The following is a 24,353-nucleotide window of genomic DNA, read 5'->3' on the forward strand; positions in this document are numbered from 1 at the left end:
TGATCAAGTCTTAGTACCAGGTTATAATCATGCTTAAAAAAAGGAGGAACACCTTGTGACCCAACCTGCTTCTACTGGGCAAAATGTTCGTCATTTGGAACTCGGGCTTAGCAACGAGCAAGCAATCGATATGTATGCAACAATGGTGACTGCACGCAAGTTTGACGAGCGTATGCTGCTTCTGCAGCGTGCCGGCAAAATCAACTTCCACGTCTCCGGTGTGGGCCAAGAGGTCGCTCAGGTAGCGGCAGCTTATGCGCTTGATCGCGATAACGATTATTTCCTGCCTTATTATCGGGACTACGGCTTTGTGCTCTCAGTAGGCATGACGCTGCGCGACTTGCTGTTGTCGGTGTTCGCGAAGGCGGAGGACCCGAATTCGGGCGGACGCCAAATGCCGGGCCATTTCGGCTCGAAGAAGCTTCGGATCGTTACGGGCTCAAGCCCGGTAACGACGCAGGTTCCACATGCGGTTGGCATTGCGCTTGCGGCGCGAATGAAAAATAAGCCGCTAGTCAGCTTTGTCACGTTCGGAGAAGGATCGAGCAATCAGGGAGACTTCCATGAGGGCTGCAACTTTGCGGGCGTACATAAGCTGCCAGTCATTTTTATGTGTGAAAACAATCAATATGCAATTTCCGTGCCTATTCACAAGCAATTAGGAGGTACGGTCGCTGATCGTGCGCAAGGCTATGGCTTTCCTGGCTATCAGGTAGACGGCAACGATGCGCTTGAAGTGTTCCGAGTGGTAAAGGAAGCGCGCGAGCGCGCAATCGCAGGCGATGGTCCAACGCTTATTGAAGCGCTAATGTACCGCATTTCGCCTCACTCGACATCCGATAACGATCTCGCTTATCGTACGAAGGAAGAGGTTGATCTCAATCGTGCGAAAGACGGCATACCTAAATATAAGCAGTACCTGATCGATTGCGGTATATGGTCCGAAGAGCTCGAAGTGGAGCTGCAAGCTAAAATACGCAAGCTGCTTGACGAGGCTACCGAATATGGCGATAAAGCGCCATTCCCGACGCCGGAATCAACATTGCTGCACGTATATGCGGATGATGCTGAGCAAGGAGGAACGGAATAATGGCGGTAATCGAATATATTGATGCTATTCGCAAGGCGATGAAGGAAGAAATGGAACGGGACGAGGACGTTTTTGTGCTTGGCGAGGACGTAGGTCTCAAAGGCGGCGTCTTCACGACAACGAAGGGTCTGCAGGAACAATTCGGCGAGTCGCGCGTACTTGATACGCCCCTTGCGGAGTCTGCAATTGCCGGCGTAGCGATTGGTGCAGCAATGTATGGCATGAAACCGATCGCAGAAATGCAATATTCCGACTTTATGTTCCCGGCGACCAATCAAATCATCAGCGAAGCTGCCAAGATTCGTTACCGCTCGAACAATGACTGGACTTGTCCACTCGTTATCCGCGCTCCAATCGGCGGCGGTGTATTTGGCGGTTTATATCATTCGCAATGTCCGGAATCCGTTTTTTTCGGCACGCCAGGCGTAAAGATCGTTGCTCCATACCGGGCTTACGACGCGAAGGGCTTGCTCAAGGCGGCCGTTCGCGATCCAGATCCTGTCCTTTATTTTGAAAATAAAAAATGCTATAAGCTCGTTACGGGCGAAGTTCCGGATGATGATTATATCGTTCCGATCGGCGTTGCGAACGTTCTGCGCGAGGGCGAAGACATTACCGTTATCAGCTATAGCCTTCCGCTGCATTTTGTCGAGCAGGCTGCTGCCGAGCTTGCAGGTGAGGGCATTAGCACGCATATTCTCGACTTGCGGACGCTTCAACCGCTTGATAAAGAGGGTATTCTTGAAGCTGTTCGCAAAACGGGAAAGGTGCTTATTATCCATGAGGACAATAAGACGGGCGGCGTAGGCGCCGAAGTGTCGGCAATTATTGCAGAAGAGCTGCTTTATGAGCTTGATGCACCGATCATGCGTCTTTGCGGGCCGGATGTACCGGCAATGCCGATTAACCCGCCAGGCGAGAAATTTTTTATGCTAAACAAAGAAAAAGTGAAAGAAGCCATGCGGCAATTAGCACTTTATTAGAATATAAGAAAGTATAAGAGTTGATTTTATACGAGGCTTATATTTACCGCGAAACGTATGCTGCGCCGCCAGAGGACGGCGGTAGCCGTTTACGCCTTGGGCCAGTAGGGAGATGTGATCTATGAAAACAATGACGGAAATCGTCGTGCCGCAGCTTGCGGAATCGCTCGTATCGGCCACAATAGAAAAATGGCTGAAGCAGCCAGGTGATTGGGTTGATATTTACGAGCCTGTCTGTGAAATTATTACGGATAAAGTTAATGCGGAATTGCCATCAACGGTAGCAGGCAAGCTAGTGCAAATTTTAGTTGGCAATGGTGAGACCGTTCCAGTTGGCACGCCAGTCTGCATCATCGAAGTCGAAGGCTCGGCTGCGCCTTCCGCAGACGCAACGGCAAAAACCCCGTCAGCAGCAGCTGCAGCACCGGCAGTCGAGGTCGAATCGGAAGACGCTCCTATGCGCAATCGTTTCTCGCCGGCCGTACAGCAGCTAGCAGCAGAGCATGCGATTCGCTTGACCGATGTTCCGGGAACAGGGCTTGGCGGACGCATTACACGCAAGGACGTGCTCGCTTACGTTGCATCGGGTGCGGCTAAAGCTGGCAACACGTCTGGCGGCAACGCGGCAGCACCAGCGGCTCACAAGGTTGATGCGGCTGCGCAGGTTCGCTCCTCCGGTCTTCATTTGACGGAAACACCTAGATTTCCAAAAATCGAGGTGGAAGGCGCTACAGGAGCCGGACGAGGCGACAGCTTTATTGATGTAACGCCAATTCGGAATACAATTGCCCGCAATATGAGGCAGAGCGTTAGTGAAATTCCGCATGCATGGACGATGATTGAAGTGGATGTAACGAATCTGGTTCTTCTTCGCAACAAGCTTAAGGATGATTTCATGAAGCGCGAAGGCATTAATTTGACTTATTTGGCCTTCCTGCTCAAGGCTGTCGTCAATGCGATCAAAGATGTGCCGATTATGAATTCGATGTGGGCGGTAGACAAAATTATCGTGAAGCGGGATATCAACATTGCGCTTGCAGTTGGTACGGAAGATTCCGTGCTTACACCGGTTATCAAGAACGCCGATCACAAAAACGTTGCCGGACTTGCCAAAGAAATCGAAGAGCTTGCCCGCAAGACAAGAGAAGGCAAGCTGACGCTGTCCGATATGCAGGGCGGAACCTTCACTGTCAACAATACCGGGTCCTTTGGTTCGATTTTGTCGTATCCGATTATTAACTACCCGCAAGCAGCTATTCTCACATTTGAATCCATCGTGAAGCGTCCCGTTGTTATTAACGACATGATCGCTGTCCGCTCGATGGCGAATTTATGCCTATCGCTTGATCACCGGATTTTGGACGGCGTTATATGCGGACGTTTCTTGCAGCGTGTGAAGGATAATTTGGAGAGCTTTAATCTGGAAAGCAAATTGTATTAGAAAAGGGGAACACCATCATGGCTGAAGCGGCTAACGCAAATGGCTTAAGACGGCTGGATGCCCACTATATAGGCATGCTCGACTACGCGCAGGCGTGGGAGCTGCAAAAAGCATATGTAAAGCAGATTGATCAGGAGGAGCGCATGCAGTCGCTTCTCCTTCTTCAGCATCCGCCTACTTATACGATGGGCTCTGACAAGCATCCTGAGCATTTGCTGTTGGATGAAGCGGAGCTTAAGGAACGTGGCATTACTTTGTTCCAAATCGACCGCGGCGGTGATATTACCTATCATGGACCGGGGCAGCTCGTGGGCTATCCGCTGCTTTATCTGGAAGCGGAGGGACTTGATTTGCATGCTTATTTGCGCAGCTTGGAGCAAGTCATTATTAATTGGCTAGCCGAGTATGGGATAGAAGCGGGCAGAAAACCAGAATATACTGGAGTATGGGCAGGCGATCTGAAGATTGCAGCCATCGGGGTGAAATTTAATAAAGCCCGGCAACGCCGGGGCTTTATAACAAGTCATGGATTTGCGCTTAACATCAAATCAGGGATAGCTGCGGAAGGCTTTAGCGGAATTGTACCTTGCGGCATTCAGCAATTCGGCGTGACCTCCTTTAATGATTTGACAGGGCTCGAGCTATCGGTTGAGGAAGCGGCTAAAGAACTGCTCCCTCATTTTGTGAAGGAATTTAAGTGTGAGACTGACCTAGTATAGAAATAGCGAACCAAGTCCAGCCACCAAGGACGATAAAACAAGTGCGGATACGAGTAAAATGGCAACAATTCGAATCAATCGTTGTCTGCGCATAAGGAAAACCCCTTTCATGATTTGGAACATCACAGCTCAATTAGAGCTTGTCATTTATTCTATTGTATACGAAAGTAATGAACGGAGGAAATGTAATGATTGAAAAAGATCGTTTAGTAAATGAATTTATGGAATTGGTGAAGATAGATAGCGAAACGAAGCATGAGCAGGAAATTAGCCGTGTGCTAAAGCAAAAATTCGAAGCGCTTGGCTTGGAAATCAGCGAGGATGATGCCGCAGCTAAGACGGGGCATGGAGCAGGCAATCTGTTTGCCATTTGGGAAGCAGAGGGTGCGGACGCTGCAGCGCCGACGATTTTTTTTACCTGCCATATGGACACCGTAACGCCAGGCGTTGGCATTAAGCCGCAGCTTGATGCGGACGGCTATATTAGAAGCGACGGCACCACTATTCTTGGCGCCGACGACAAAGCAGGGATTTCAGCTATTTTTGAAGCAATTCGTGTCGTTAAGGAGCAAGCTATTCCGCATGGACGCATCCAATTCGTCATCACGGTTGGCGAGGAATCGGGTCTTCTTGGGGCGCGATCGCTTGATGCGTCGAAGCTGGAGGCGGAATTCGGCTATGCGCTGGATTCAAACGGAGCGATCGGCGATATTGCGGTAGCAGCACCAACGCAAGCGAAGGTATCGATCAAAATGTACGGTCGTTCCGCGCATGCAGGCGTCAATCCGGAGGATGGCATTAGTGCGATTCAGGTAGCGGCCAAAGCGATCGCGAGAATGCCGCTTGGACGCATTGATAATGAAACGACTGCAAATATCGGCCGGTTCGAGGGCGGCGGCGCCACCAATATCGTTTGCGATTTTGTGAAGCTGGATGCAGAAGCAAGAAGTATCGTTCAGCATAAGCTGGACAGTCAAATCGAGGCGATGCGCAAGGCAGTGGAAAGCGCAGCAGAGGAATTTGGAGCACGCGGCGAGCTGGAAAGCGAAGTGATTTACCCAGCCTATCAGTATGACGATGAGGATCCCGTCGTACAGCTGGCGAAAAAAGCGATCGTAGCGATCGGTCGCACGCCTCGCACATTCCATTCCGGCGGCGGCAGCGATGCGAATATTTTTAACGGCTTAGGCATTCCTACCGTCAATTTGGCTGTTGGCTATGAGCATATTCATACGACCAAAGAACAGATAAAAGTTGAGGATCTGGTTAAAACGACCGAGCTTGTCGTTGAAATCATCAAACAAGCGGCGACAGTAGAGTAACAAGTCGATGCTGTGACGGCATGAAATGCCGCTGCATGACAGAAAGCCCTTCAATCCGAGCGCTCAGCTTAAGCTGAAGGTGGATGGAGGGTTTTTTGTCTAAATATTGACGATTATGTGCACGCGATTAATTCGTTTTATCCAGGGGAAGTCGGCGGACGCTGATGACGTTTGTATATTCGGACATTGGTGTTCTGGAAAGGGAAGAAGCAGACAGCTTGCGCAGCTGATGACGAATTTCCCAGCCTTTTCCTACTAAACGCAAATGATTAACCGCAACATATTGTTTCATATTATTCGCCCCTGTCGTTTTGATATAATGATAGTTATGCAGGTGCAGGACAAGTTATGCAAGTGTATACATGCAATATTAAAAGGAGCGATCAAGATTGGAAGAACAACAACCAGCTGCGCTATGGCGTGAGGAAACCATTAAGACCGAACCGATTTTCGAAGGTAAAATGATAACGCTGCAGGTAGACACGGTTGCTCTGGCAGATGGTAGAACAGCTACTAGAGAAATAGTGAAGCATCCGGGTGCAGCTGCAGTTATGGCATTGCTAGATGGCAAGCTGCTTGTCGTTGAGCAATTCCGCAAGCCGCTCGAAAAATTTCAAATTGAAATTCCGGCAGGCAAGCTTGATCCCGGCGAAGACCCGCTCACAGCAGCAGCTCGCGAGCTGGAGGAAGAGACAGGTTATCGTTCAAACGATCTGAAGCTTCTTAGCGCTTTCTATACCTCACCTGGTTTTGCCGACGAGAAGCTCTACATCTATTTCACCGACAAGGTCGAGCAAGGCGTCCAGAATCCAGATGAGGATGAGGATCTGAAGGTGGAAGCGATTACCTTAGAGCAGGCTGAAGCCTACATACAGGAAGGCCGTATCAGCGATGCCAAAACCATTCTAGCTGTCTACGCATGGAAACTTTATATTCTGACAGGTCGGCTTTAGCCGGCCCTGTCTTCCTCAACATACCCGTCATACCTCATTGAAACCCCTCATACAATACAAGAGTAAGACAACCCTAATTATGAAACGCCACTCGCTATTCTCTGGATAAAATCCAACCTCTTAAGTTGATCAATTTAGATAATTCTTATTTGTATTGATCTCATTTTTAAACCTATATTGTCACCATTCAAACATCCTTGATAAATAAATCTAATTATTGGATCAATTTGTCAGTCCGAAGAGCTATTCGCGGTCATATCAGTACCGAAGCTAGAACACCAACGTTTCCCGGATATTTAGGAGGTAACCCGGGAGCGCAGGCTTCCAGCGTGTCCCGAAGGGACGAAAGCGCTCCTAAACAATAGCCTCCTCACAACCATCTCCATTCCTGTTACGTTAGTCCAGTTGCGGGTGTCCAGAGGGTGCAACCCTTGGGGCCCTCCCTTGGAAGGGAGGGTTTGGGTGGGTTCGAAAATCCCTTAAGGGGTAGTGGGTTATGGTAAGGTAGAAACCCTTCAATCAAGGGTTACAGGGTTGCAGCAACTGAAAGGATCGGTGACGATGATCAAAAATCAATTATCGCTATATGTATTCGTCTCAGTATTGTTTGTGGTGGGCGCCATATTCGGGGCACTCATGGTCAACGCTCTTACGCTTGAGCAGCAGCAGGAGCTCGCACTGGACGTGGATCAATATGTTCAGCTGATGAGCGAGGGAATTGGCTCTGGAGAAGCGCATTCGTTCTGGGAGCGGTTTTTTTTCCATAGCAAATGGCTGCTCGTTTTATGGCTGCTTGGCATTACGGTAGTTGGAATACCGGGGGTGCTTGCGCTTAATTTCTTAAAGGGAGCGTTGGTCGGCTTTTCAGTAGGAACGCTGATCAATCAATATGCATGGAAGGGAGTGCTTTTCTCGCTGGTGTCTATCGCACCTCAAAACATCATAGCAGTACCAGCGATGATCATAGCGAGTGCTGCTGCCATTTCCTTCTCCATTTTTGTGATCAAAAACAGGCTGCTTCGGCAGACAGGAGAGCTAGCTCCTCAGCTTGGTTCCTTCACGTCGACCGCCATGCTGATGCTGATTCTTTTTGCAGGCGCAGCGCTGTTTGAAGCTTATATTTCGCCGTCTCTAATCGCTTGGGTTTCCCCTCTTCTTTCGTCTGCTAACGCCACAATATGACACCAAAATGTTTGACTTTATTACAGGTTAACACCTATAATGAAAGCAAACGTTTCCTGAAAAAGGCGCAGACATGTGGTAGGGGGGAAATCATGGAAGCCCGGATTGAGAAGATTAAACAACAGTTGCAGTCGCAGGGCTACAAATTAACCCCGCAGCGGGAAGCAACGGTACGTGTTTTGCTAGAGAATGAAGACGACCACCTGAGCGCAGAAGATGTATTTATGCTAGTTAAGGATAAAGCTCCAGAAATCGGACTTGCAACGGTTTATCGGACATTGGAATTGCTAAGTGAAATGCATGTTGTCGAAAAATTGAATTTCGGCGACGGTGTAGCACGTTATGATTTGCGTACGGACAGCAACAAGCATCATCATCATCACTTAATATGTGTGCAATGCGGATCGATGGATGAGATCAAGGAAGACTGGCTTTTGCCCTTAGAAGAGCGGCTAGAGCAGGAATATGGATTTTTTGTAGTCGATCATCGCCTTGATTTCCAAGGCATTTGTCGCCGCTGCAAAGAGAAGAACGATATCGCAAACCCACCAACAGAAAATCAATCATAAACGGCTTGGCTGCCCAGCATAACTGGACGGCAAAGCCGTTTTGGCATTTTATAAGATACTATTTGGCTTTAAAAATGTGATCCAACTGCATCAGACCTGCACCTTGCGCTCGTGATTTGAATTTTTTCAGCTTGAGCGCCCGCGACTTCAGCCTTCTTTTGACCGCTCTTGCGCTAAAGCTTGGTTTTGCTGCCAGCAGCAAGGCGACACCGCCTGCAACATGCGGAGCTGCCATGCTTGTGCCGGAGAGCCTCTCATACTTACCGTTCAACCATGTAGACAAAATACGATCACCTGGTGCTGTAAGTCCTATTCCTTTGCCTCTGCTGCTAAAGTCAGTCACTTTATTCGCTTTAGTGGAAGCGGCAACGGCGATTGTCTCCTTAAATGAAGCTGGAACATCTATTTGCTTGCATGATTTTCCGGAATTACCGGCTGAGGCAACTAAGACTATGCCTTGCTTTGCTGCACGCTTGATTGCTTCATGCAAAGTACCGCTGCTATTCGAGTCGAGAATGCCAAAGCTCATGTTTATGACATGCATTCGGTTTGTGATGCACCAGTTGATGCCATCGATAATGTCAGATACAAATCCATCTCCGTATTGATCCAACGCTTTGACCGCATACAAATTTACCTCTGGGGCAGTGCCTATTACTTTTCCTCCTTTGCCAGCAGCAGCTATGATTCCCGCTACATGGGTACCATGTCCATTATCATCCGCGTATGAGCCCCCGTTAATGGTGTTGATTCCTCCTGCTATTTGCAAATCCGGATGATTGGCGATCCCGGAATCGATGATGGCGACTTTTATTGATTTGCCTCTCGCAGTTGCCCACGCTTCAGGCGCTTTAACGCGTCTTATATTCCAAGTAACATAGGCAGGCGACGCTGCGGGCATCAGCAATGGGATCGACATGCCGCCCAGCTTGACAGGCTTGCTTCGCAATGCGCCATGAGCGCGGATTTTGAAGTCTTTTTCTATTAGCTTGACCTCAGGATGGCTCGCTAAGGCTTGCCATGAAAGGCTCTTATGAAAATGGCAACCAATGATCCGGCTGCGTGAAACGGTTTTAAATGGTTTGATTCCAATTGCATTCAGTTGCTTTAGGCAGCGCTTATAGGCATTCGCTGAGCGAAACGTAATGAGCTTTCGATAAGTATGCTTAGAAGGTTTGCATGTCGCACAACTTTTTAATATGGCTCTAAGATTAGACAATGGACAAAGAACCCCCTATTCCGGCATTTTCCTTAACCAGTTTATGGCAGAAACTGCGTTTCCGTATGGGTGATAGCCAGAATCGCACATATTTTTTGAAATATAACAAAGCATAAAAAGGATGGCTGCAATGGAGTTGTTTTTCTCCGCAAAAAGATACAAAAAAGGACGATCATTCCAAGGCGATCGTTCATACAACATAGAAAGAGAATATTAGTGAGCGAAAGCGAAAAATGCGATGGAGGAGGAAATGGTCATGATCGTAGGAGTGCCGAAGGAAATTAAACAAAGCGAATACCGCGTTGCTTTAACCCCTGCAGGTGTTACGATGCTGGCAGCGGCAGGCCATAAGGTGCTCGTTGAGTCGGGAGCAGGGAACGGGAGCGGCTTCGAGGATAGTGATTATGAGCGCGAGGGTGCTGAGCTAATCAGCACGGCTGCAGAGGTATGGGCTAGGGCGGAAATGATTATGAAGGTTAAGGAGCCGCTTTCCGAGGAGTTTGGCTATTTTCGCGAAGGCTTGCTGCTGTTTACGTATCTGCATTTGGCAGCAGCGCCTGATTTGACGAAGGCCTTGGTTGATAAAGGAGTAACAGGCATTGCTTACGAAACGATTCAACTCGCAAATGGGAGTCTGCCGCTGCTTACCCCGATGAGCGAGGTTGCGGGCAGAATGTCTGTACAGGTAGGCTCACAATTTCTAGAAGCGTTTAACGGTGGAAGAGGTGTCCTGCTTGGCGGTGTGCCGGGCGTTCCGCCTGCGGAGGTTGTTATTATTGGCGGGGGCATAGTCGGTACGAATGCGGCAAAAATTGCGCTTGGCATGGGAGCCAATGTCATCATATTAGAGAGAAGCGCGGATCGTATGAGGTATTTGGATGATATTTTCGGAGGAAGAGTCCGGACGCTAATGTCAAGTCCTTATCACATAGCCGAAGCCGTCTCCAGAGCGGATTTGCTGATCGGAGCTGTTCTCATACCAGGCGCGCGAGCCCCTCATTTGGTGACAGAGCAAATGGTGCAAAATATGAAGAAAGGATCGGTCATCGTAGACGTTGCCGTTGATCAAGGCGGTTCAATCGCTACCGTAGACCGTCCGACTACCCATACAGACCCGATCTATGTGAAGCACGGAGTCGTTCACTATGCAGTAGCCAATATTCCAGGTGCCGTGCCGCGCACCTCAACATTCGCGTTAACCAATGTTACGATTCCTTATGCATTAGAGCTGGCCAATCATGGCATGGAAGCTGTACGCAAAAGCATCCCTTTGCAAAAAGGAGTCAATACGCATGCTGGCAACGTGACCTACGAGCCGGTCGCGAGCGCTGTGCAATTGCCATACACATCGCTTGAGATATGGTTGAACAGTGTATCTTAAGACAGTCTTCAGAGTTGATGGCATATTCGGATAAGCCTCCTCATATGGTGATACGGATGGACAATCGTATTGACATCATAAGGAGGCTGGTTTGTATGGTTTTCTCGATTCGGAGATGGACGAGCCGCATCGTTTTTATTGTTGTTTTTACCGTATTGCTGCTTGTCGTTACAGGCGGCTATCGCTGGCTAGCTGATGCCATATCTCCAATCCATCCTTATAGGGAGCCTAAAGGTGCTGCCCTAAAAGTTTTTGTTACCGATCCAAATTCGCCTGACAGCAAAAATGCTGCTGATCGATTGCGCTGGTTTTACTGGTACGGAGAGTAGCGCTTGCATGATGCAGACTGCACAGAAAATGGGTGCAAGCAGGATTTTTAGCGTCGAATGTTGAATGGTTTTGTAGATAAGCCAGTCAGAAACGTGTCAAATGTGAAAGGAAGTCCAATGAAAGCTCATTTAATTCGTTATATTCAATATTTACGCTTGGAACGAGGGTTGTCGGCAAATACACTTTCATCGTACGAAAGGGACTTAAATCAATTCATCCTATATATGCAAGATCATGGCCAATCGGAGTTTGCCGAAGTGCAAAGGCATCATATTTCAAGGTATATGCTGCACTTGAAGGAACAGGGAAGGAAGGCTGCAACGCTGTCGCGTCATATCGTTTCTGTTCGTGCCTTATTTCACTATTTGCTAACAGAAGGGATTATTGCGAATAATCCTTCTATTTATATGGAAGCGCCGAAACAAGAGAAGAAGCCGCCAAGCATATTGAGCGTCGATGCCACAAGCACGCTGCTTGAAATGCCAAACATTGAAAATGCTGCCGGCAAGCGAGATAGAGCGATGCTGGAGCTTATTTATGCTACAGGCATACGAGTTACGGAGCTAGTATCGCTTAATGTGGAACATATCAATATGCAGCTGGGTTTTGTGCAATGCATCGGATCTAATCAGAAGGAAAGGCTCGTTCCTTTCGGGCGGCTTGCTGCAGAAGCATTGACAGATTATTTGCATTCGGGCAGAGATGAATTGATGACGCTCAGAGAGTCGCAATCGGCGTTATTTCTAAATCATTTGGGGACGCGATTGACAAGGCAAGGATTTTGGAAGACGATAAAGAAGTACGCAAAGGAAGCCGGGATTGCTGAGGAGATTACGCCTCACACGCTTAGGCATTCGGTTGCGGCGCATTTATTGGATAATGGCGCGGATATTCGTGCCGTTCAGGAGCTGCTTGGGCATGCGGACATTTCGACAACGCTCAAATATACACAGGTTCCCAAAACGCGCATGAAGGAAGCTTACAACCGCGCGCATCCGCGTGCCTGATCGGCATGCGAGGCGCATCCAATGCTAAAGAAGGGAGTTATACATATGAAATTTGATCGTATTGCCGTTATCGTCTTGGACAGCGTTGGAATAGGCGAGCTGCCTGATGCAGCAGCATTTGGTGATGCAGGCTCGCACACGCTTGGACATATTGTGGAGAGAGTGCCTGGAACCCAGCTTCCCCATTTGCGAAGATGGGGTCTTGATCGTATAGCGGCTATTCATAATTGGCAGCCGCCTAAGGAAGCTCCAGCAGCTTATTATGGTAAAATGGCCGAGGTGTCAGTTGGCAAGGATACGATGACGGGTCATTGGGAGCTAATGGGATTGGAGCTGACCGTACCGTTCCAAACGTTTCCCGAGGGCTTCCCGCCAGAGCTTCTCGGTCCATTCGAAGAGCGTACAGGCCGCAAAGTAATCGGCAATAAGCCCGCTAGCGGCACCGACATTTTGGATGAGCTCGGAGCAGAGCAAATGGAAACAGGCGCATGGATCGTTTATACGTCCGCAGATAGCGTATTTCAAATCGCGGCGCATGAGGATGTTATTCCGCTTGAGGAGCTGTACCGTGCTTGTGAAATTGCGAGAGAGCTTACGATGGATGAGCGATTTACCGTAGGCCGCGTTATTGCACGGCCGTATCTCGGCAAGCCAGGCGATTTCAAGCGTACGCCGAATCGTCATGATTATGCGGTGAAGCCGCCTCAGCCAACCGTCTTGAATGCATTGAAGGATGCAGGCTTTGATTCGATTGCTGTAGGAAAAATCAACGATATATTCGATGGAGAAGGAATAACAGCCTCCTTGCCTACAAAAAGCAACGCAGACGGTATCGAAAAAACGCTTGAGCAGCTAAAGCAGCCATTTAAAGGATTGTTGTTCACTAATCTCGTCGAGTTTGATTCACTCTACGGCCACCGCCGTGATCCAGTAGGCTATGCAGCTGCATTGGAGGAGTTTGATCGTGCTGTTCCCGATTTGGAGCGACAGCTTGGCGAGCGGGACTTGTTGATTATTACCGCAGATCACGGGAATGATCCCGTTCATCCTGGAACTGATCATACCCGTGAATATGTCCCTATTTTATTGTATAGCCCATCATTTAAGCAGCCTAGACAGCTGAGCACACGTTCGACCTTCTCTGATCTTGGAGCGACAATCGCCGATAATTTCGGGATTCAAGCGCCTCCGAATGGTACAAGCTTTCTGTCTGAGCTTTAATGAAGAGCAGTCTTTCATAAGATTAAATTACGTTTATTAGTTCACTTTAGGAGGAATTACGATGAGTACGATAACAGCAGCAGGACTAACAGCAGCAGGACTAACAGCAGCTTATATTAAAGAAGCGGCAAAATTTATTGAGTCACAAACGGAGCAAAGACCGGAAATCGGATTGATTATGGGTTCGGGACTAGGTGTACTGGGAGATTATTTGGAAAATGCGGTTACGATTCAGTATCATGACATTCCGCACTTTCCCATCTCTACGGTCGAAGGCCACGCAGGTGAGCTGCTGATCGGAACATTATCGGGCAAAACGGTCATCCTGATGCGCGGACGTTTTCATATGTATGAAGGCTATGGTCCGGAGCTGACTGCATTTCCGGTTCGCGTGATGAAGGCGCTGGGCGTAAAAACATTGCTAGTTACAAACGCAGCTGGCGGCGTGAATACCGATTATGAAGCGGGCAATTTGATGCTGATCTCCGATCATCTGAATATGACCGGTAAAAATCCGCTGATTGGTCCAAACGACAATGAGCTTGGCGTGCGATTCCCCGATATGTCGGAAGCTTACAGCAAGCGTCTTCGCGCCATCGCTCGCGATATTGCAGAAGCACAAGGAATTACGCTTCGTGAAGGCGTATATGCGGGTCTGCTTGGACCAACATATGAGACACCTGCAGAAATTCGAATGCTGAGAGTAATTGGCGCCGATGCTGTCGGAATGTCGACTGTTGCCGAAGTAATAGCAGCTCGTCATTCGGGAATCGAAGTTGTTGGCATTTCCTGTATTAGCAATATGGCCGCGGGTATTTTGGATCAACCGTTGTCGCATGCTGAAGTTATGGAAACGACGGAACGCGTCAAGTCCCAATTTTTGGGACTAGTTACCTCATTAATTGCTGCTGTGTAATGTTTTTTGTAACACAATTGTAATATTTGCGTCGACTCAATATGACAGTGTTTTTTTTACGTTTCGTCGTATAATGTCCATGATTAAAGAAAGATGGAGTGGACAAAAACATGGACAAGCAATTACTCACGCAGATGGAGCAGTTGCGTAAAAAGATGATTGAAACAGCTCTGTTGAATGAAAGCCTTCAGCATTTGGACGTGCTCGTGCTAAGCCAATCGCTTGATGAGATTATTGTTCAGGTGCAAAGAGAACGACGTGCGTTATAAACAGATCAATAACGGTTTGGCGAATGGAGAGAGAACTATGCGGTCGGTAGATCTTATACAGAAGAAGAGAGATGGCGGCGAGCTGACCGCGTCGGAGTTAACATTTTTGATTGACGGATACTCTCGTGGTGATATACCCGATTATCAGCTGTCTGCATGGGCGATGGCTGTGTTTTTCCAAGGAATGAGTCCTAGGGAGACAGCGGCTCTGACGCTTGCAATGGCCAACTCTGGCGACCAGGTTGATCTTGGTCCTATCAGTGGAATTAAAGTAGATAAACATAGTACAGGCGGCGTAGGCGACAAAACGACGTTAATTCTTGCGCCTTTAGTGGCTTCAGTCGGTATCCCCGTTGCGAAAATGTCCGGTCGCGGCTTAGGCCACACCGGCGGTACAATCGATAAGCTTGAATCGATCGAAGGCTTCCGTACGGAGCTCTCGCGCGAGAAGTTTATGACCCAAGTAAACGAAATTGGACTTGCCGTTATCGGCCAAAGCGGAAATCTCGCGCCAGCAGATAAGAAGCTCTATGCTCTTCGCGACGTTACAGCTACTGTAGAGTCCATTCCGCTTATTGCAAGCTCTGTAATGAGTAAGAAGATTGCAGCGGGCGCGGATGCGATCGTGCTTGATGTCAAAACGGGCAGCGGCGCCTTTATGAAGACGCTGGAGCATTCAGAGCAGCTCGCGCAGGCCATGGTTAATATTGGAACTGAAGTCGGCCGAAATACGGCCGCAGTCATTAGCGATATGGATCAGCCTTTAGGCTTCGCAATTGGGAACGCGCTAGAGGTTCAGGAATCGATTGAAACACTCAAGGGCAATGGGCCAGACGATCTTACAGAGCTTTGCTTGACCTTAGGCGCTCATATGGTTGTATTAGGCGGGAAATCTGACACTGTTGACGAAGCGAAGCAGCTTCTGCGAGATCAGATTGCAAACGGTGCAGCCTTGGCGAAGTTCAAAGCATTTCTTGCCGCACAAGGCGCAGACGCAGCTGTTGTCGAGGATTATTCCAAACTTCCGCAAGCACCAGCCATCGTTGAGGTGACGGCCACTGCTTCCGGCTTTGTAAATGCGATTGAAGCTGAGCAGCTAGGTCTTGCAGCCATGCTGCTTGGAGCGGGAAGAGCCACAAAAGACGCATCGATTGATTATGCGGTTGGCGTCACGCTTCGCAAGAAGGTTGGCGATTCAGTGGATGCAGGCGAGACGCTTGCGCTTCTTCATGTTCGAGAGGCAAACGCATCGGCACAAGAAGTTGCTGAACGAGTGCGTCTAGCGTATACGATTCGCGCGGATCGGCCTGAGCCTCGTCCGTTATTGCTGTCCGTCATTACGGCAGATGGGATTACACGCTGCAATTAATGAATAAGCAATTCGAAATCCGTCCCGAACGAAGGGGCGGATTTTTTTGTTGCGCAATTAGCTCTAGCGAATGGAATAATTTCCAACTTAAGAGTCAACACTGAAAAGAGAAATATAAGCGAATGATGCCGCAATAAACTTTCAGGAGGAGATCTAGTTGAAAAATCGTTCTATCAAGCTATGTTTATTTATTCTCGCATTAGTGATTGCGCTGCCTGCTGCAGCGTTTGCCGCAGTGGAGCCAACACCTGCTCCCGATCAGAAGCAGGCTCCTAATCAATCGCCAGCTCCCAACTTGGCAACTTCGGCTCGTTCCGCCATTTTAATGGATGCAGATAGCGGAACGGTTATTTATGAAAAAAATAGCCATGATAAGCTCCCCCCTGCAAGCATTACCAAAATTATGACACTGCTGCTCATCATGGAGGCGCTTGATGACGGCAAGATCAAGCTGGAAGATAAAGTGCAGACAAGCGAGTATGCTGCTTCAATGGGCGGGTCCCAAATCTTCCTTGAACCGGGAGAAGAGATGAGCGTTGACGATATGATCAAAGGGATTGCGCTCGCTTCAAGCAACGATGCTTCAGTGGCGATGGCAGAGAAGCTGGCAGGCACGGAGCAGCAATTCGTAGCGATGATGAATGAGCGCGCGCAGCAGCTGGGCATGAACGACACGCAGTTTTCCAATCCGAACGGCTTGCCCGTAGCCAATCATTTCTCATCGGCACATGACATTGCAGTGATGTCGAGAGAGCTGCTTAAGCATTCCGAAGTTACGAAATATACAGGGCTGTATCAGGATTATTTGCGCAAAACGTCAGAGAAGCCATTTTGGCTCGTAAATACGAACAAGCTGGTGCGTTTCTACAGCGGGGCGGACGGTCTGAAAACGGGCTTTACCAGTGAAGCGAAATATTGCTTATCGGCTACGGCGAAGCGAGATAACATGCGAGTCATCGCCGTCGTAATGGGTGAGCCGGATACGAAAACAAGAAACGCTGAAGTATCACAAATGTTTGACTACACGTTCGCGCAATACATGAACCACTCGATTATCAAAGAAGGCGAATCGATGGGTACGCTCAAAATTGAGAAGGGCACTGCGCCTGAGCTTCCGCTTGTCGCCAAGCATGCTTATAGCGTGCTGCTCAAAAAAGGAAGCCAAACGAAGGATATTCGCTACGAGCTGAAAATTGACGGTCCCCTAAAGGCGCCTGTTCAAATTGGTCAGCCTATCGGCAAGCTTGTCGTCTATCAAGGCGATCAGGTGCTGAAGGAGTTCGATGTAGATGCGCCGCTCTCGGTTGAACGGGCAGGCTGGTGGAAATTGCTGAAGCGGTCGTTCTCAGGATTGTTTGCATAGAGCAATATACAGCGCGTTTGCATCTGTTTTCTTGCTCGTATTTTGTCAGCTGTTAGCGGTATGCTTCTAGTTTTGTCGGCATGCAGGAAATGGTCGCCGGAGCGGAGAATTGCTAGTTCTATCTCGGCAAGTGTAAACGTTTGATTATGATCGTCTGTTGATCATCGTACGTTACACGGTGAAAATGTAAGGAAAGGATACTGGCTTCGCTTATTCTTTCTTATGTTTGAAAAAACCTGAAGGAGATGAACAGCATAATGAGTCTGCAAGCAGAATTGGAGCAATACCGCAATGTGCTGATCGTAAGGCTAAGGGGAGAGCTGGATCACCATACAGCCGATGTCGTGCGCTATAAGATGGAGGAGGCGCTCCTTCGAGGCAGCAGCGAGCATGTCATCCTCAGCTTGAAGGAGCTGCAGTTTATGGACAGCTCCGGTCTTGGCGTTATCCTGGGCAGGTACAAGCAAGTAAAGAGCAAGGGCGGTAAAATGGTCGTCTGCGACGTAAATCCGAATGTTCATCGCTTATTCGAGATGTCGGGCCTTTTCAAAATATTGACCATTCACGAGAATGAACGTTCTGCAATTTCCAGTTTGGAGGTGGTGTCATGAACGGATCGAATGAAATGGCGCTTTCCTTCAGCGCCCGATCGGAGAACGAAGCCTTCGCACGAATTGCGGTAGCTGCATTTGTGTCACAGCTTGATCCGACGCTCGAGGAGCTGAACGATTTGAAGACGGCTGTGTCCGAGGCGGTTACTAACGCGATCATACATGGCTATGAAAGCGATTCTTCCTGCAAGGTCACGATCGAGGCGAAAATCGAGGGCGATTCCGTCTCCATCACCGTATCGGATAACGGCAAGGGCATTGAAGATCTTGAGCTGGCGCGGCAGCCGCTCTATACGTCGAAGCCGGAGCTAGAGCGCTCAGGCATGGGCTTTACGATCATGGAAAATTTTATGGACCATTTTGAGGTTACAAGTATGGTAGATGGCGGAACTCGCGTGGCGATGCTGAAACGAATCGAATCGAAAAAAGCGCTCTACAATTAGCGTATAGGGGTTGAACCTCATGGATGTCAATCTAAAGCAGACGGCCCAGCCATATTTGGATGACGCAGAAGTAAAGCGGCTCATTGCGTTAAGTCAGTCAGGCGATACGCTTGCAAGGGATACACTCGTTCAGTGCAATATCCGGCTTGTCTGGTCGGTCGTGCAGCGATTTATCAATCGTGGTTATGAGCCCGAGGATTTGTTCCAAATCGGCTGCATCGGATTGCTAAAGTCAGTAGACAAATTCGACTTGTCCTATGATGTGAAGTTTTCCACTTATGCAGTACCGATGATCATTGGGGAAATCCAACGATTTTTGCGCGATGATGGTACGTTGAAGGTTAGCAGATCCCTTAAGGAAACCGCCAATAAGGTGCGTAAAATGAAGGATGAGCTTTCCAAAACGTTAGGACGCTTGCCCACCATTAGCGAGGTTGCGGAGCGGCTTGGCATTACCCCTGAGGATGTTGTTTTCGCTCAGGAAGCGAATAAGCCTCCGACATCCATTCACGAAACGGTGTTTGAGAATGACGGCGACCCCATCACACTGATGGATCAAATAGCGGATGAATCTCAGGATCGGTGGTTTGACAAGCTAGCGCTGGTTGAAGCCATTGAAGGATTGAGTGAGCGCGAGCGGTTAATCGTATATCTGCGTTATTATCGAGACAAGACGCAATCCGAGGTGGCCAGCAGGCTGGGAATCTCACAAGTGCAAGTATCACGGCTTGAGAAAAAAATATTGCAATCGATTAGAGACCAAATCGCCCTTTGAGGCGATTTGGTTTTTTTCTATTTTTTACCTCATTTTGCATGAGTATCCGAATCCTCCTTTTCTCATACTAAAAGGGAAACAAACACCAAAGCATAAGCAGAAGGGAAGCTGACAGATGGCAACATCCAAGCATTCGGTCCTCTATCTGCGTTTGAAAAAACGAATTTACACGAAGCCGAATCAACGGGTCACTCTGGGGCAAGCTGCGAGGCTGCTAGCTGAGGATGATGTGCTTGAGAGGCGGCTGAAGGAGCTTGTCCTGTACGAGCACAAGAGTGCGGACGGCAATCGCGTCGTCATCGATCTGTTGCAGATCGTCAAAGCCATACGGCAACAGGAGCCGGATATGGCAGTAGAAGCCTATGGAGATCCTCAGGTGCTGGTTATGGTTGCGGAGAAACCGGTTAAGCCGCGCATTTCGGTACTCATCCTGGCATGGCTGCTTTTGTTTTTTGGAGCGGGTCTCGCCATTATGAACTTTCATACAGATGTCAGCATGAAGGAGGTTCATATTCGGATTGTTGAGCTGATTACGGGAAAGCGAACGGAGCATCCGCTTTGGTTTCAAATCCCTTATTCGCTCGGAATCGGGCTTGGAATGGTATTGTTCTTCAATCACTTATTCCGCAAACGGTTCAATGAGGAGCCGAACCCGCTTGAGGTTGAGCTATATATGTATCAGGAAAATGTGAATGCCTACGTCATCGCCGATGAAATGCGCAAAAAGTCGGATTTCGACCAGACAAACGGTAACAAGCATGATTAATTCGCTAGCAAATGTTTTTGTAGCGCTGCTAGGCTTGGCGGGCGGGCTTGCGGTAGGCAGCGGATTGGTAGCTCTGCTTATCGTGCTTGACCTTATTCCGCGTCTGGCACAGGTTGCCAATGCATATCGCTTGTCTGCATGGTTTGAGTCTGCCGTCATATGCGGCTCGTTGTACTGGACGTTCGCTGATTTTATGAGTTGGCGATTAATGCTGCCTTCGGGCTTATTATTGAGCGCCGCGGGTTTGATTGATGGCATGTTCATCGGCATGTTGGCCGCCGCATTGACGGAGGTTATGAACGTGCTGCCTATTTTGGCCAAGAGAATGAATCTATCGGCGTATATGGTTGGGCTCGTAATGGCGATGGTGCTGGGGAAAACACTTGGCTCATTATTCGATTGGCTGGTTTTTCAATGGTAGCTTATTAACGACGAGGTGAGGGTATATGAAGGATCATCATTCAGAGCAGGGTCATGAAGATCAGGATAACCATGTGGCGTCTAACGCAGTGAATGCCGGAGAACAGCAGCAGCAGGAGGAGTCGGGGTTAGCACTAGATGAGGCTTCCATCTCACATGTAAAAAAGAGGCCAAGGATAGGGAGCTCAGCTTCGCATCAAGCTGGGGAAAAGGAAAAAACGCCGATTCCAGATCAGCTGGATGAAGTGCTGTCTCGTTTGGAACATGAGATTGGGTATAAAACAAGCTTTGATGTAGTCGTAAGAGAGATGACGTTTGGCGAACGGCGAACGGCTATGCTTTGCATGAACGGATTGGTGAAGGACACCTTACTGACTGAAGTGCTTAAACGGTTGACTTATCTGCAGCCAGAGGATCTGTCGGTGCATGCCTTTCATTCGTTCCTCGATTTGTATGTGCCTGCTGCGCAGGCGACGAAGGAAGAGGATTGGAACAATATGCTGACCGGCGTGATGTCCGGCGGCACTGCTTTTTTTATCGACGGTGAATCATGTGTCATCATGATAGACGCGAAGGCTTTCCCAGCACGGGGACCCGAGGAGCCTTCGCTTGAGAAGGTTGTTCGCGGAAGCAGGGACGGCTTTGTAGAAACGCTGATGGTTAACGTTTCACTTGTTCGCAGACGATTGCGCGACCCGCAGCTGCGTTATGAGATCGTAAGAGTGGGCGAGAGAACGCAAACGGATGTGTGTATCGCTTATATCGATGATTTAGTCGACAAGGAGCTCCTCAAATCGATTAAAGACAAAATTTCCATGGTGAAGATAGACGGCTTGCCGCTTGCGGACAAGCAGCTTGAGGAGGCCACTGTAAAGCGAGGATGGAATCCTTTTCCGATGGTTCGATATTCGGAGAGGCCTGATACGGTGGCAGCTCACTTGCTTGAAGGCTATGTGGCTGTTTTCGTTGATACCTCGCCAAGCGTTATGACCCTCCCGACCACTTATGCGGATCTCATGCAGCATGCGGAGGAAAATCGTCAAACCCCATTTATCGGTACTTATTTGAGATGGGTAAGATTCATTGGCATATTCGCTTCGTTGTTCATGCTGCCGCTTTGGCTGCTGTTCGTTATGCATCCTGAATTAAAGCCGCCTGCTCTTGAATTTCTCGGTCCCAATAAAACAGCCAAGCTGCCGTTAGTCGTACAGTTTCTTCTAGCTGAAATAGGCGTCGACCTGCTTCGGATGGCATCCGTGCATACGCCGACCTCGCTTGCGACGGCCATGTCGCTGGTTGCTGCGATTTTGATCGGCGATATTGCGGTGCAGACAGGCATCTTCGTCAATGAGGTTATTTTGTACATGTCCGTAGCGGCTATCGGCATGTTCGCAACGCCAAGCTACGAGCTTGGACTTGCGAACCGAATCGTACGGCTTGTCCTAATCATATCGGTGTCTGCCTTCAGTGTGCCCGGCTTCGTCATTGCGACGACAGCCATAATACTGATGCTGACGATGGAGCGTTCGTTCAACCGTCCATATATGTGGCCATTCATCCCCTTTGACATGAGGGCGCTATGGAGCATTATCATCCGCCAGCCGGTGCTGTACAATCGGACGCGTCCAAATAATCTAAGAGCGCAGCAGCGCGATAAGATGCCAAGCACCGAGTAAATTCATAAAATGCAAATGAAATGTGGATTTATCCATTTCGCAGCGCGGGTAGATTGCGTTATACTGATGCTATTGATGCAAATTCTATCCGTTCTATCTGCATGCAGATAGAAGAAAGCTGAGGGGAAATTATGTACCTGCATGGAACTAGTAAAATTAACACTCAAGGACATTTGGAAATTGGCGGCTGCGATGTAGCTGATTTGGCTGCACAGTTTGGAACGCCGCTATATATTGTGGACGAGGCTCTCGTACGTCAACGCGCGAGCGAGTATGTTGAAGCTTTCAAAGCTTCCGGACTTCGTTTCCAAGTCGCTTACGCAAGCAAGGCGTTCAGCGTAATGGCAATGTGCGCGATTGCCGAGCAAGAGGGACTATCGCTTGATGTTGTGTCCGATGGCGAGCTGTATACAGCTATGCAAGCGGGCTTCCCGGCGGAACGTATTCACTTCCACGGCAACAACAAAACGCCTGAAGAAATCAACATGGCGCTTGATGCAGGCATTGGCTGCTTCGTAGTAGACAATTTCATGGAGCTAGAGCTGCTGAATGCACTTGCAGGCGACAAAGGCAAGAAAGTGAATATTTTGCTTCGTATTACGCCAGGCGTAGAAGCACATACGCATGATTACATCTCAACTGGCCAACAGGATTCAAAGTTCGGCTTTGACCTTGGCAATGGCGCAGCGAAACAAGCTATTCAAGAAGCGCTTGCTTTGTCAAACCTTGTTATTTTGGGCGTACACTCCCATATTGGATCACAAATTTTTGAAGTTGAAGGCTTCCGCATGGCTGTAGACAAGGTTGCTGATTTTGCGGTTTCGATTCGCAACGAGCTTGGCCTTACGTTTAAAGTCATCAATCTTGGCGGCGGCTTCGGCATTCGTTATGTTGAGGGTGATACTCCGCTTCCAATTAGTGAATATGTAGCGGCAATTACTGGCGCAATTATTACAAATTTCACAAATGCCGAGTTCCCGCTCCCTGAAATTTGGGTTGAGCCAGGCCGCAGCATGGTTGGCGATGCAGGAACGACTTTGTACACAGTAGGTACGAGCAAGGACATTCCTGGTGTTCGCAAGTATATCGCTGTTGACGGCGGAATGACGGACAACCCTCGCCCAGCTCTTTATCAATCGAAATACGAGGCAGTGCTTGCAAATCGTGCGAATGATGCAGCAGAAGAAACGGTTTCTATTGCCGGCAAATGCTGCGAGAGCGGCGATATGCTGATTTGGGATTTGGAATTACCTAAAGCCGAAAATGGCGACCTGCTTGCTGTTTTCTGCACAGGTGCTTATAATTATGCAATGGCGAGCAACTATAACCGCATTCGTCGTCCGGCAGTCGTTTTTGTAAAAGACGGTCAGGCTGACCTTGCTGTTAAGCGCGAATCGCTTGAAAATATCGTATGCAATGACGTCATTCCGGCAAGACTGCAAAAATCACCGCTTGCGAAATAAGGGCGATATTGGTAACGTAGTCTTATCTGGATAAAAGAAAGGTAGATGCAGCAATGGCAAAACAAGCAAAAATCACACTAGCAAACGGCGGAGAAGTTCTAATCGATCTATTCGATCAAGACGCGCCGAACACAGTAGCAAACTTCGAGAAGCTTGCTAAAGAAGGCTTCTACAATGGTCTTACGTTCCACCGTGTTATCCCAGGTTTCGTTGCACAAGGCGGATGCCCGAACGGAACTGGTACAGGCGGTCCTGGTTACACAATTAATTGTGAAATCAACCCGAACAAGCATGAACGCGGCACTTTAGCTATGGCACATGCTGGCCGTAACACTGGCGGCAGCCAATTCTATATCGGTTACGCTCCACAGCCGCATTTGGATGGCGGTCATACTGTATTCGGCAAAGTTTCGAAGGGTATGGAGTTTGTTGATGCTTTCAAAGGCGGAGACAAAATGGAAAAGGTTGAAGTTGAAACGATTTAGTGATAAGATACTAACTATAATTATGTAAGTGCAGCTTTCCTTCGGGGTAGGGTGAAATTCCTAACCGGCGGTGATCGGCAGGTACAGGAGGATCGGTTAACCGAACTTCTGTGCTTGTCGTCAGTCCGTGACCCGGTCTAAGAAACTTTGTTTTCTGATTTATTGAGATGCAAAGGTGATTGGAACGGTGGACCTGGTGCAAATCCGGGACCGACAGTATAGTCTGGATGGGAGAAGGGGATGCTTCGACAGCTATAATATCAGCTTATTTGTATGTGTGTTTTATTTCACTTACATAGTAGGTTTGTTTTTTTAGCGTATTTTACAAACCGTTTTCGCAATTTTTGCGGAATAGGATGGAGTCGGATATTAAAGCCGAC

At 48.6% G+C, this 24,353-nt stretch carries 26 protein-coding genes and 1 riboswitch; of the genes, 24 read left to right on the plus strand and 2 right to left on the minus strand.

Features of this window, described 5'->3' with window-relative positions; all coding sequences use genetic code 11:
- Positions 1 to 55 precede the first annotated feature (55 nt).
- The 5 genes from AC1TPC_RS11945 to AC1TPC_RS11965 all read left to right on the plus strand — a co-directional run bounded on the left by AC1TPC_RS11945 (position 56) and on the right by AC1TPC_RS11965 (position 5,555).
- Entirely contained in the window at positions 56 to 1,090 is a 1,035-nt protein-coding gene (locus AC1TPC_RS11945; protein WP_482067074.1) for a thiamine pyrophosphate-dependent dehydrogenase E1 component subunit alpha, read from the plus strand.
- On the plus strand, positions 1,090 to 2,073 hold the full coding sequence (locus AC1TPC_RS11950; protein WP_482067075.1) for an alpha-ketoacid dehydrogenase subunit beta: 984 nt from the start codon (positions 1,090 to 1,092) through the stop codon (positions 2,071 to 2,073). The genes AC1TPC_RS11945 and AC1TPC_RS11950 overlap by 1 nt, the downstream gene beginning before the upstream one ends.
- A 121-nt stretch (positions 2,074 to 2,194) precedes the next feature.
- Positions 2,195 to 3,514, plus strand: a complete 1,320-nt coding sequence (locus AC1TPC_RS11955) for a dihydrolipoamide acetyltransferase family protein (protein ID WP_482067076.1) — start codon at positions 2,195 to 2,197, stop codon at positions 3,512 to 3,514.
- Between the two features lie 17 nt (positions 3,515 to 3,531).
- Entirely contained in the window at positions 3,532 to 4,233 is a 702-nt protein-coding gene (gene lipB / locus AC1TPC_RS11960; RefSeq protein WP_482067077.1) for a lipoyl(octanoyl) transferase LipB, read from the plus strand.
- A 188-nt stretch (positions 4,234 to 4,421) separates the two neighbouring features.
- On the plus strand, positions 4,422 to 5,555 hold the full coding sequence (locus tag AC1TPC_RS11965) for a M20/M25/M40 family metallo-hydrolase (RefSeq protein ID WP_482067078.1): 1,134 nt from the start codon (positions 4,422 to 4,424) through the stop codon (positions 5,553 to 5,555).
- 127 nt (positions 5,556 to 5,682) lie between these two features.
- On the opposite strand, the gene mciZ is transcribed toward AC1TPC_RS11965, so the two are convergent.
- Positions 5,683 to 5,847: a Z-ring formation inhibitor MciZ gene (gene mciZ / locus AC1TPC_RS11970; RefSeq protein WP_082198572.1), complete on the minus strand. Its 165-nt coding sequence runs from the start codon at positions 5,845 to 5,847 to the stop codon at positions 5,683 to 5,685.
- 97 nt (positions 5,848 to 5,944) lie between these two features.
- On the opposite strand from mciZ, the gene AC1TPC_RS11975 reads away from it, so the two are divergent.
- The 3 genes from AC1TPC_RS11975 to fur all read left to right on the plus strand — a co-directional run bounded on the left by AC1TPC_RS11975 (position 5,945) and on the right by fur (position 8,259).
- Positions 5,945 to 6,508: an NUDIX hydrolase gene (locus AC1TPC_RS11975; RefSeq protein WP_317618279.1), complete on the plus strand. Its 564-nt coding sequence runs from the start codon at positions 5,945 to 5,947 to the stop codon at positions 6,506 to 6,508.
- A 534-nt stretch (positions 6,509 to 7,042) separates the two neighbouring features.
- A complete protein-coding gene (spoIIM, locus tag AC1TPC_RS11980) occupies positions 7,043 to 7,690 on the plus strand; it encodes a stage II sporulation protein M (protein WP_482067079.1) in 648 nt (215 codons plus the stop codon).
- A gap of 92 nt (positions 7,691 to 7,782) precedes the next feature.
- Positions 7,783 to 8,259, plus strand: coding sequence for a ferric iron uptake transcriptional regulator (gene fur / locus AC1TPC_RS11985; RefSeq protein WP_482067080.1), 477 nt, complete (start codon positions 7,783 to 7,785; stop codon positions 8,257 to 8,259).
- A 58-nt stretch (positions 8,260 to 8,317) separates the two neighbouring features.
- Here the strand turns inward: fur and AC1TPC_RS11990 are convergent, their stop codons facing one another.
- Positions 8,318 to 9,478: a S8 family peptidase gene (locus AC1TPC_RS11990; protein ID WP_482067081.1), complete on the minus strand. Its 1,161-nt coding sequence runs from the start codon at positions 9,476 to 9,478 to the stop codon at positions 8,318 to 8,320.
- Positions 9,479 to 9,734: 256 nt separating this feature from the next.
- On the opposite strand from AC1TPC_RS11990, the gene ald reads away from it, so the two are divergent.
- From ald to AC1TPC_RS12070, 16 genes are all read left to right on the plus strand, one after another.
- On the plus strand, positions 9,735 to 10,859 hold the full coding sequence (ald, locus tag AC1TPC_RS11995; protein WP_482067082.1) for an alanine dehydrogenase: 1,125 nt from the start codon (positions 9,735 to 9,737) through the stop codon (positions 10,857 to 10,859).
- Between the two features lie 95 nt (positions 10,860 to 10,954).
- The gene (locus AC1TPC_RS12000; protein WP_482067083.1) at positions 10,955 to 11,188 is read left to right on the plus strand and encodes a DUF4227 family protein; all 234 of its coding nucleotides are present in this window, start codon (positions 10,955 to 10,957) and stop codon (positions 11,186 to 11,188) included.
- A 117-nt stretch (positions 11,189 to 11,305) separates the two neighbouring features.
- Entirely contained in the window at positions 11,306 to 12,196 is an 891-nt protein-coding gene (gene xerD / locus AC1TPC_RS12005; protein ID WP_482067084.1) for a site-specific tyrosine recombinase XerD, read from the plus strand.
- 45 nt (positions 12,197 to 12,241) lie between these two features.
- Entirely contained in the window at positions 12,242 to 13,417 is a 1,176-nt protein-coding gene (deoB, locus tag AC1TPC_RS12010) for a phosphopentomutase (RefSeq protein ID WP_482067085.1), read from the plus strand.
- Positions 13,418 to 13,478: 61 nt separating this feature from the next.
- Positions 13,479 to 14,333, plus strand: a complete 855-nt coding sequence (locus AC1TPC_RS12015; protein WP_482067086.1) for a purine-nucleoside phosphorylase — start codon at positions 13,479 to 13,481, stop codon at positions 14,331 to 14,333.
- A 110-nt stretch (positions 14,334 to 14,443) separates the two neighbouring features.
- Positions 14,444 to 14,602 carry an aspartyl-phosphate phosphatase Spo0E family protein gene (locus tag AC1TPC_RS12020; RefSeq protein WP_169081870.1) on the plus strand — a complete coding sequence of 53 codons (159 nt, stop codon included), beginning with the start codon at positions 14,444 to 14,446 and terminating at the stop codon, positions 14,600 to 14,602.
- A 37-nt stretch (positions 14,603 to 14,639) separates the two neighbouring features.
- Complete coding sequence (locus AC1TPC_RS12025) at positions 14,640 to 15,971, plus strand: pyrimidine-nucleoside phosphorylase (protein WP_482067087.1); 1,332 nt, start codon at positions 14,640 to 14,642, stop codon at positions 15,969 to 15,971.
- Between the two features lie 157 nt (positions 15,972 to 16,128).
- On the plus strand, positions 16,129 to 17,334 hold the full coding sequence (locus AC1TPC_RS12030; protein ID WP_482067088.1) for a D-alanyl-D-alanine carboxypeptidase family protein: 1,206 nt from the start codon (positions 16,129 to 16,131) through the stop codon (positions 17,332 to 17,334).
- A gap of 257 nt (positions 17,335 to 17,591) precedes the next feature.
- A complete protein-coding gene (gene spoIIAA, locus AC1TPC_RS12035) occupies positions 17,592 to 17,945 on the plus strand; it encodes an anti-sigma F factor antagonist (protein ID WP_169081868.1) in 354 nt (117 codons plus the stop codon).
- The gene (spoIIAB, locus tag AC1TPC_RS12040) at positions 17,942 to 18,388 is read left to right on the plus strand and encodes an anti-sigma F factor (RefSeq protein WP_482067089.1); all 447 of its coding nucleotides are present in this window, start codon (positions 17,942 to 17,944) and stop codon (positions 18,386 to 18,388) included. The genes spoIIAA and spoIIAB overlap by 4 nt, the downstream gene beginning before the upstream one ends.
- Positions 18,389 to 18,407: 19 nt before the next feature.
- Entirely contained in the window at positions 18,408 to 19,163 is a 756-nt protein-coding gene (sigF, locus tag AC1TPC_RS12045; protein ID WP_053376717.1) for an RNA polymerase sporulation sigma factor SigF, read from the plus strand.
- Positions 19,164 to 19,278: 115 nt separating this feature from the next.
- The gene (locus AC1TPC_RS12050) at positions 19,279 to 19,929 is read left to right on the plus strand and encodes a stage V sporulation protein AA (RefSeq protein ID WP_482067090.1); all 651 of its coding nucleotides are present in this window, start codon (positions 19,279 to 19,281) and stop codon (positions 19,927 to 19,929) included.
- Positions 19,922 to 20,350, plus strand: coding sequence for a stage V sporulation protein AB (locus tag AC1TPC_RS12055; RefSeq protein WP_482067091.1), 429 nt, complete (start codon positions 19,922 to 19,924; stop codon positions 20,348 to 20,350). Before AC1TPC_RS12050 ends, AC1TPC_RS12055 begins: the two co-directional genes overlap by 8 nt.
- Before the next feature lie 25 nt (positions 20,351 to 20,375).
- Positions 20,376 to 22,025: a spore germination protein gene (locus tag AC1TPC_RS12060; protein ID WP_482067092.1), complete on the plus strand. Its 1,650-nt coding sequence runs from the start codon at positions 20,376 to 20,378 to the stop codon at positions 22,023 to 22,025.
- Positions 22,026 to 22,156: 131 nt separating this feature from the next.
- Complete coding sequence (gene lysA, locus AC1TPC_RS12065; protein WP_482067093.1) at positions 22,157 to 23,488, plus strand: diaminopimelate decarboxylase; 1,332 nt, start codon at positions 22,157 to 22,159, stop codon at positions 23,486 to 23,488.
- A 53-nt stretch (positions 23,489 to 23,541) separates the two neighbouring features.
- Entirely contained in the window at positions 23,542 to 23,973 is a 432-nt protein-coding gene (locus AC1TPC_RS12070) for a peptidylprolyl isomerase (protein ID WP_482067094.1), read from the plus strand.
- Positions 23,974 to 24,006: 33 nt separating this feature from the next.
- Positions 24,007 to 24,216: riboswitch (FMN riboswitch) on the plus strand.
- Positions 24,217 to 24,353 lie beyond the last annotated feature (137 nt).

This window comes from Paenibacillus sp. Y280 (assembly GCF_056786335.1).

What these genes read in the sequence shown, in the direction of transcription:
- AC1TPC_RS12070 (WP_482067094.1), top strand. Translation starts at nt 23,542, where the DNA reads ATGGCAAAACAAGCAAAAATCACACTAGCAAACGGCGGAGAAGTTCTA.
- AC1TPC_RS12050 (WP_482067090.1), top strand. Translation starts at nt 19,279, where the DNA reads ATGGCAACATCCAAGCATTCGGTCCTCTATCTGCGTTTGAAAAAACGA.
- AC1TPC_RS12000 (WP_482067083.1), top strand. Translation starts at nt 10,955, where the DNA reads ATGGTTTTCTCGATTCGGAGATGGACGAGCCGCATCGTTTTTATTGTT.
- AC1TPC_RS11955 (WP_482067076.1), top strand. Translation starts at nt 2,195, where the DNA reads ATGAAAACAATGACGGAAATCGTCGTGCCGCAGCTTGCGGAATCGCTC.
- fur (WP_482067080.1), top strand. Translation starts at nt 7,783, where the DNA reads ATGGAAGCCCGGATTGAGAAGATTAAACAACAGTTGCAGTCGCAGGGC.
- sigF (WP_053376717.1), top strand. Translation starts at nt 18,408, where the DNA reads ATGGATGTCAATCTAAAGCAGACGGCCCAGCCATATTTGGATGACGCA.
- AC1TPC_RS12020 (WP_169081870.1), top strand. Translation starts at nt 14,444, where the DNA reads ATGGACAAGCAATTACTCACGCAGATGGAGCAGTTGCGTAAAAAGATG.
- spoIIAA (WP_169081868.1), top strand. Translation starts at nt 17,592, where the DNA reads ATGAGTCTGCAAGCAGAATTGGAGCAATACCGCAATGTGCTGATCGTA.
- mciZ (WP_082198572.1), bottom strand. Translation starts at nt 5,847, where the DNA reads ATGAAACAATATGTTGCGGTTAATCATTTGCGTTTAGTAGGAAAAGGC.
- deoB (WP_482067085.1), top strand. Translation starts at nt 12,242, where the DNA reads ATGAAATTTGATCGTATTGCCGTTATCGTCTTGGACAGCGTTGGAATA.
- ald (WP_482067082.1), top strand. Translation starts at nt 9,735, where the DNA reads ATGATCGTAGGAGTGCCGAAGGAAATTAAACAAAGCGAATACCGCGTT.
- AC1TPC_RS11950 (WP_482067075.1), top strand. Translation starts at nt 1,090, where the DNA reads ATGGCGGTAATCGAATATATTGATGCTATTCGCAAGGCGATGAAGGAA.
- AC1TPC_RS12025 (WP_482067087.1), top strand. Translation starts at nt 14,640, where the DNA reads ATGCGGTCGGTAGATCTTATACAGAAGAAGAGAGATGGCGGCGAGCTG.
- AC1TPC_RS12055 (WP_482067091.1), top strand. Translation starts at nt 19,922, where the DNA reads ATGATTAATTCGCTAGCAAATGTTTTTGTAGCGCTGCTAGGCTTGGCG.
- AC1TPC_RS12060 (WP_482067092.1), top strand. Translation starts at nt 20,376, where the DNA reads ATGAAGGATCATCATTCAGAGCAGGGTCATGAAGATCAGGATAACCAT.
- AC1TPC_RS12015 (WP_482067086.1), top strand. Translation starts at nt 13,479, where the DNA reads ATGAGTACGATAACAGCAGCAGGACTAACAGCAGCAGGACTAACAGCA.
- lipB (WP_482067077.1), top strand. Translation starts at nt 3,532, where the DNA reads ATGGCTGAAGCGGCTAACGCAAATGGCTTAAGACGGCTGGATGCCCAC.
- lysA (WP_482067093.1), top strand. Translation starts at nt 22,157, where the DNA reads ATGTACCTGCATGGAACTAGTAAAATTAACACTCAAGGACATTTGGAA.
- AC1TPC_RS11965 (WP_482067078.1), top strand. Translation starts at nt 4,422, where the DNA reads ATGATTGAAAAAGATCGTTTAGTAAATGAATTTATGGAATTGGTGAAG.
- xerD (WP_482067084.1), top strand. Translation starts at nt 11,306, where the DNA reads ATGAAAGCTCATTTAATTCGTTATATTCAATATTTACGCTTGGAACGA.
- spoIIAB (WP_482067089.1), top strand. Translation starts at nt 17,942, where the DNA reads ATGAACGGATCGAATGAAATGGCGCTTTCCTTCAGCGCCCGATCGGAG.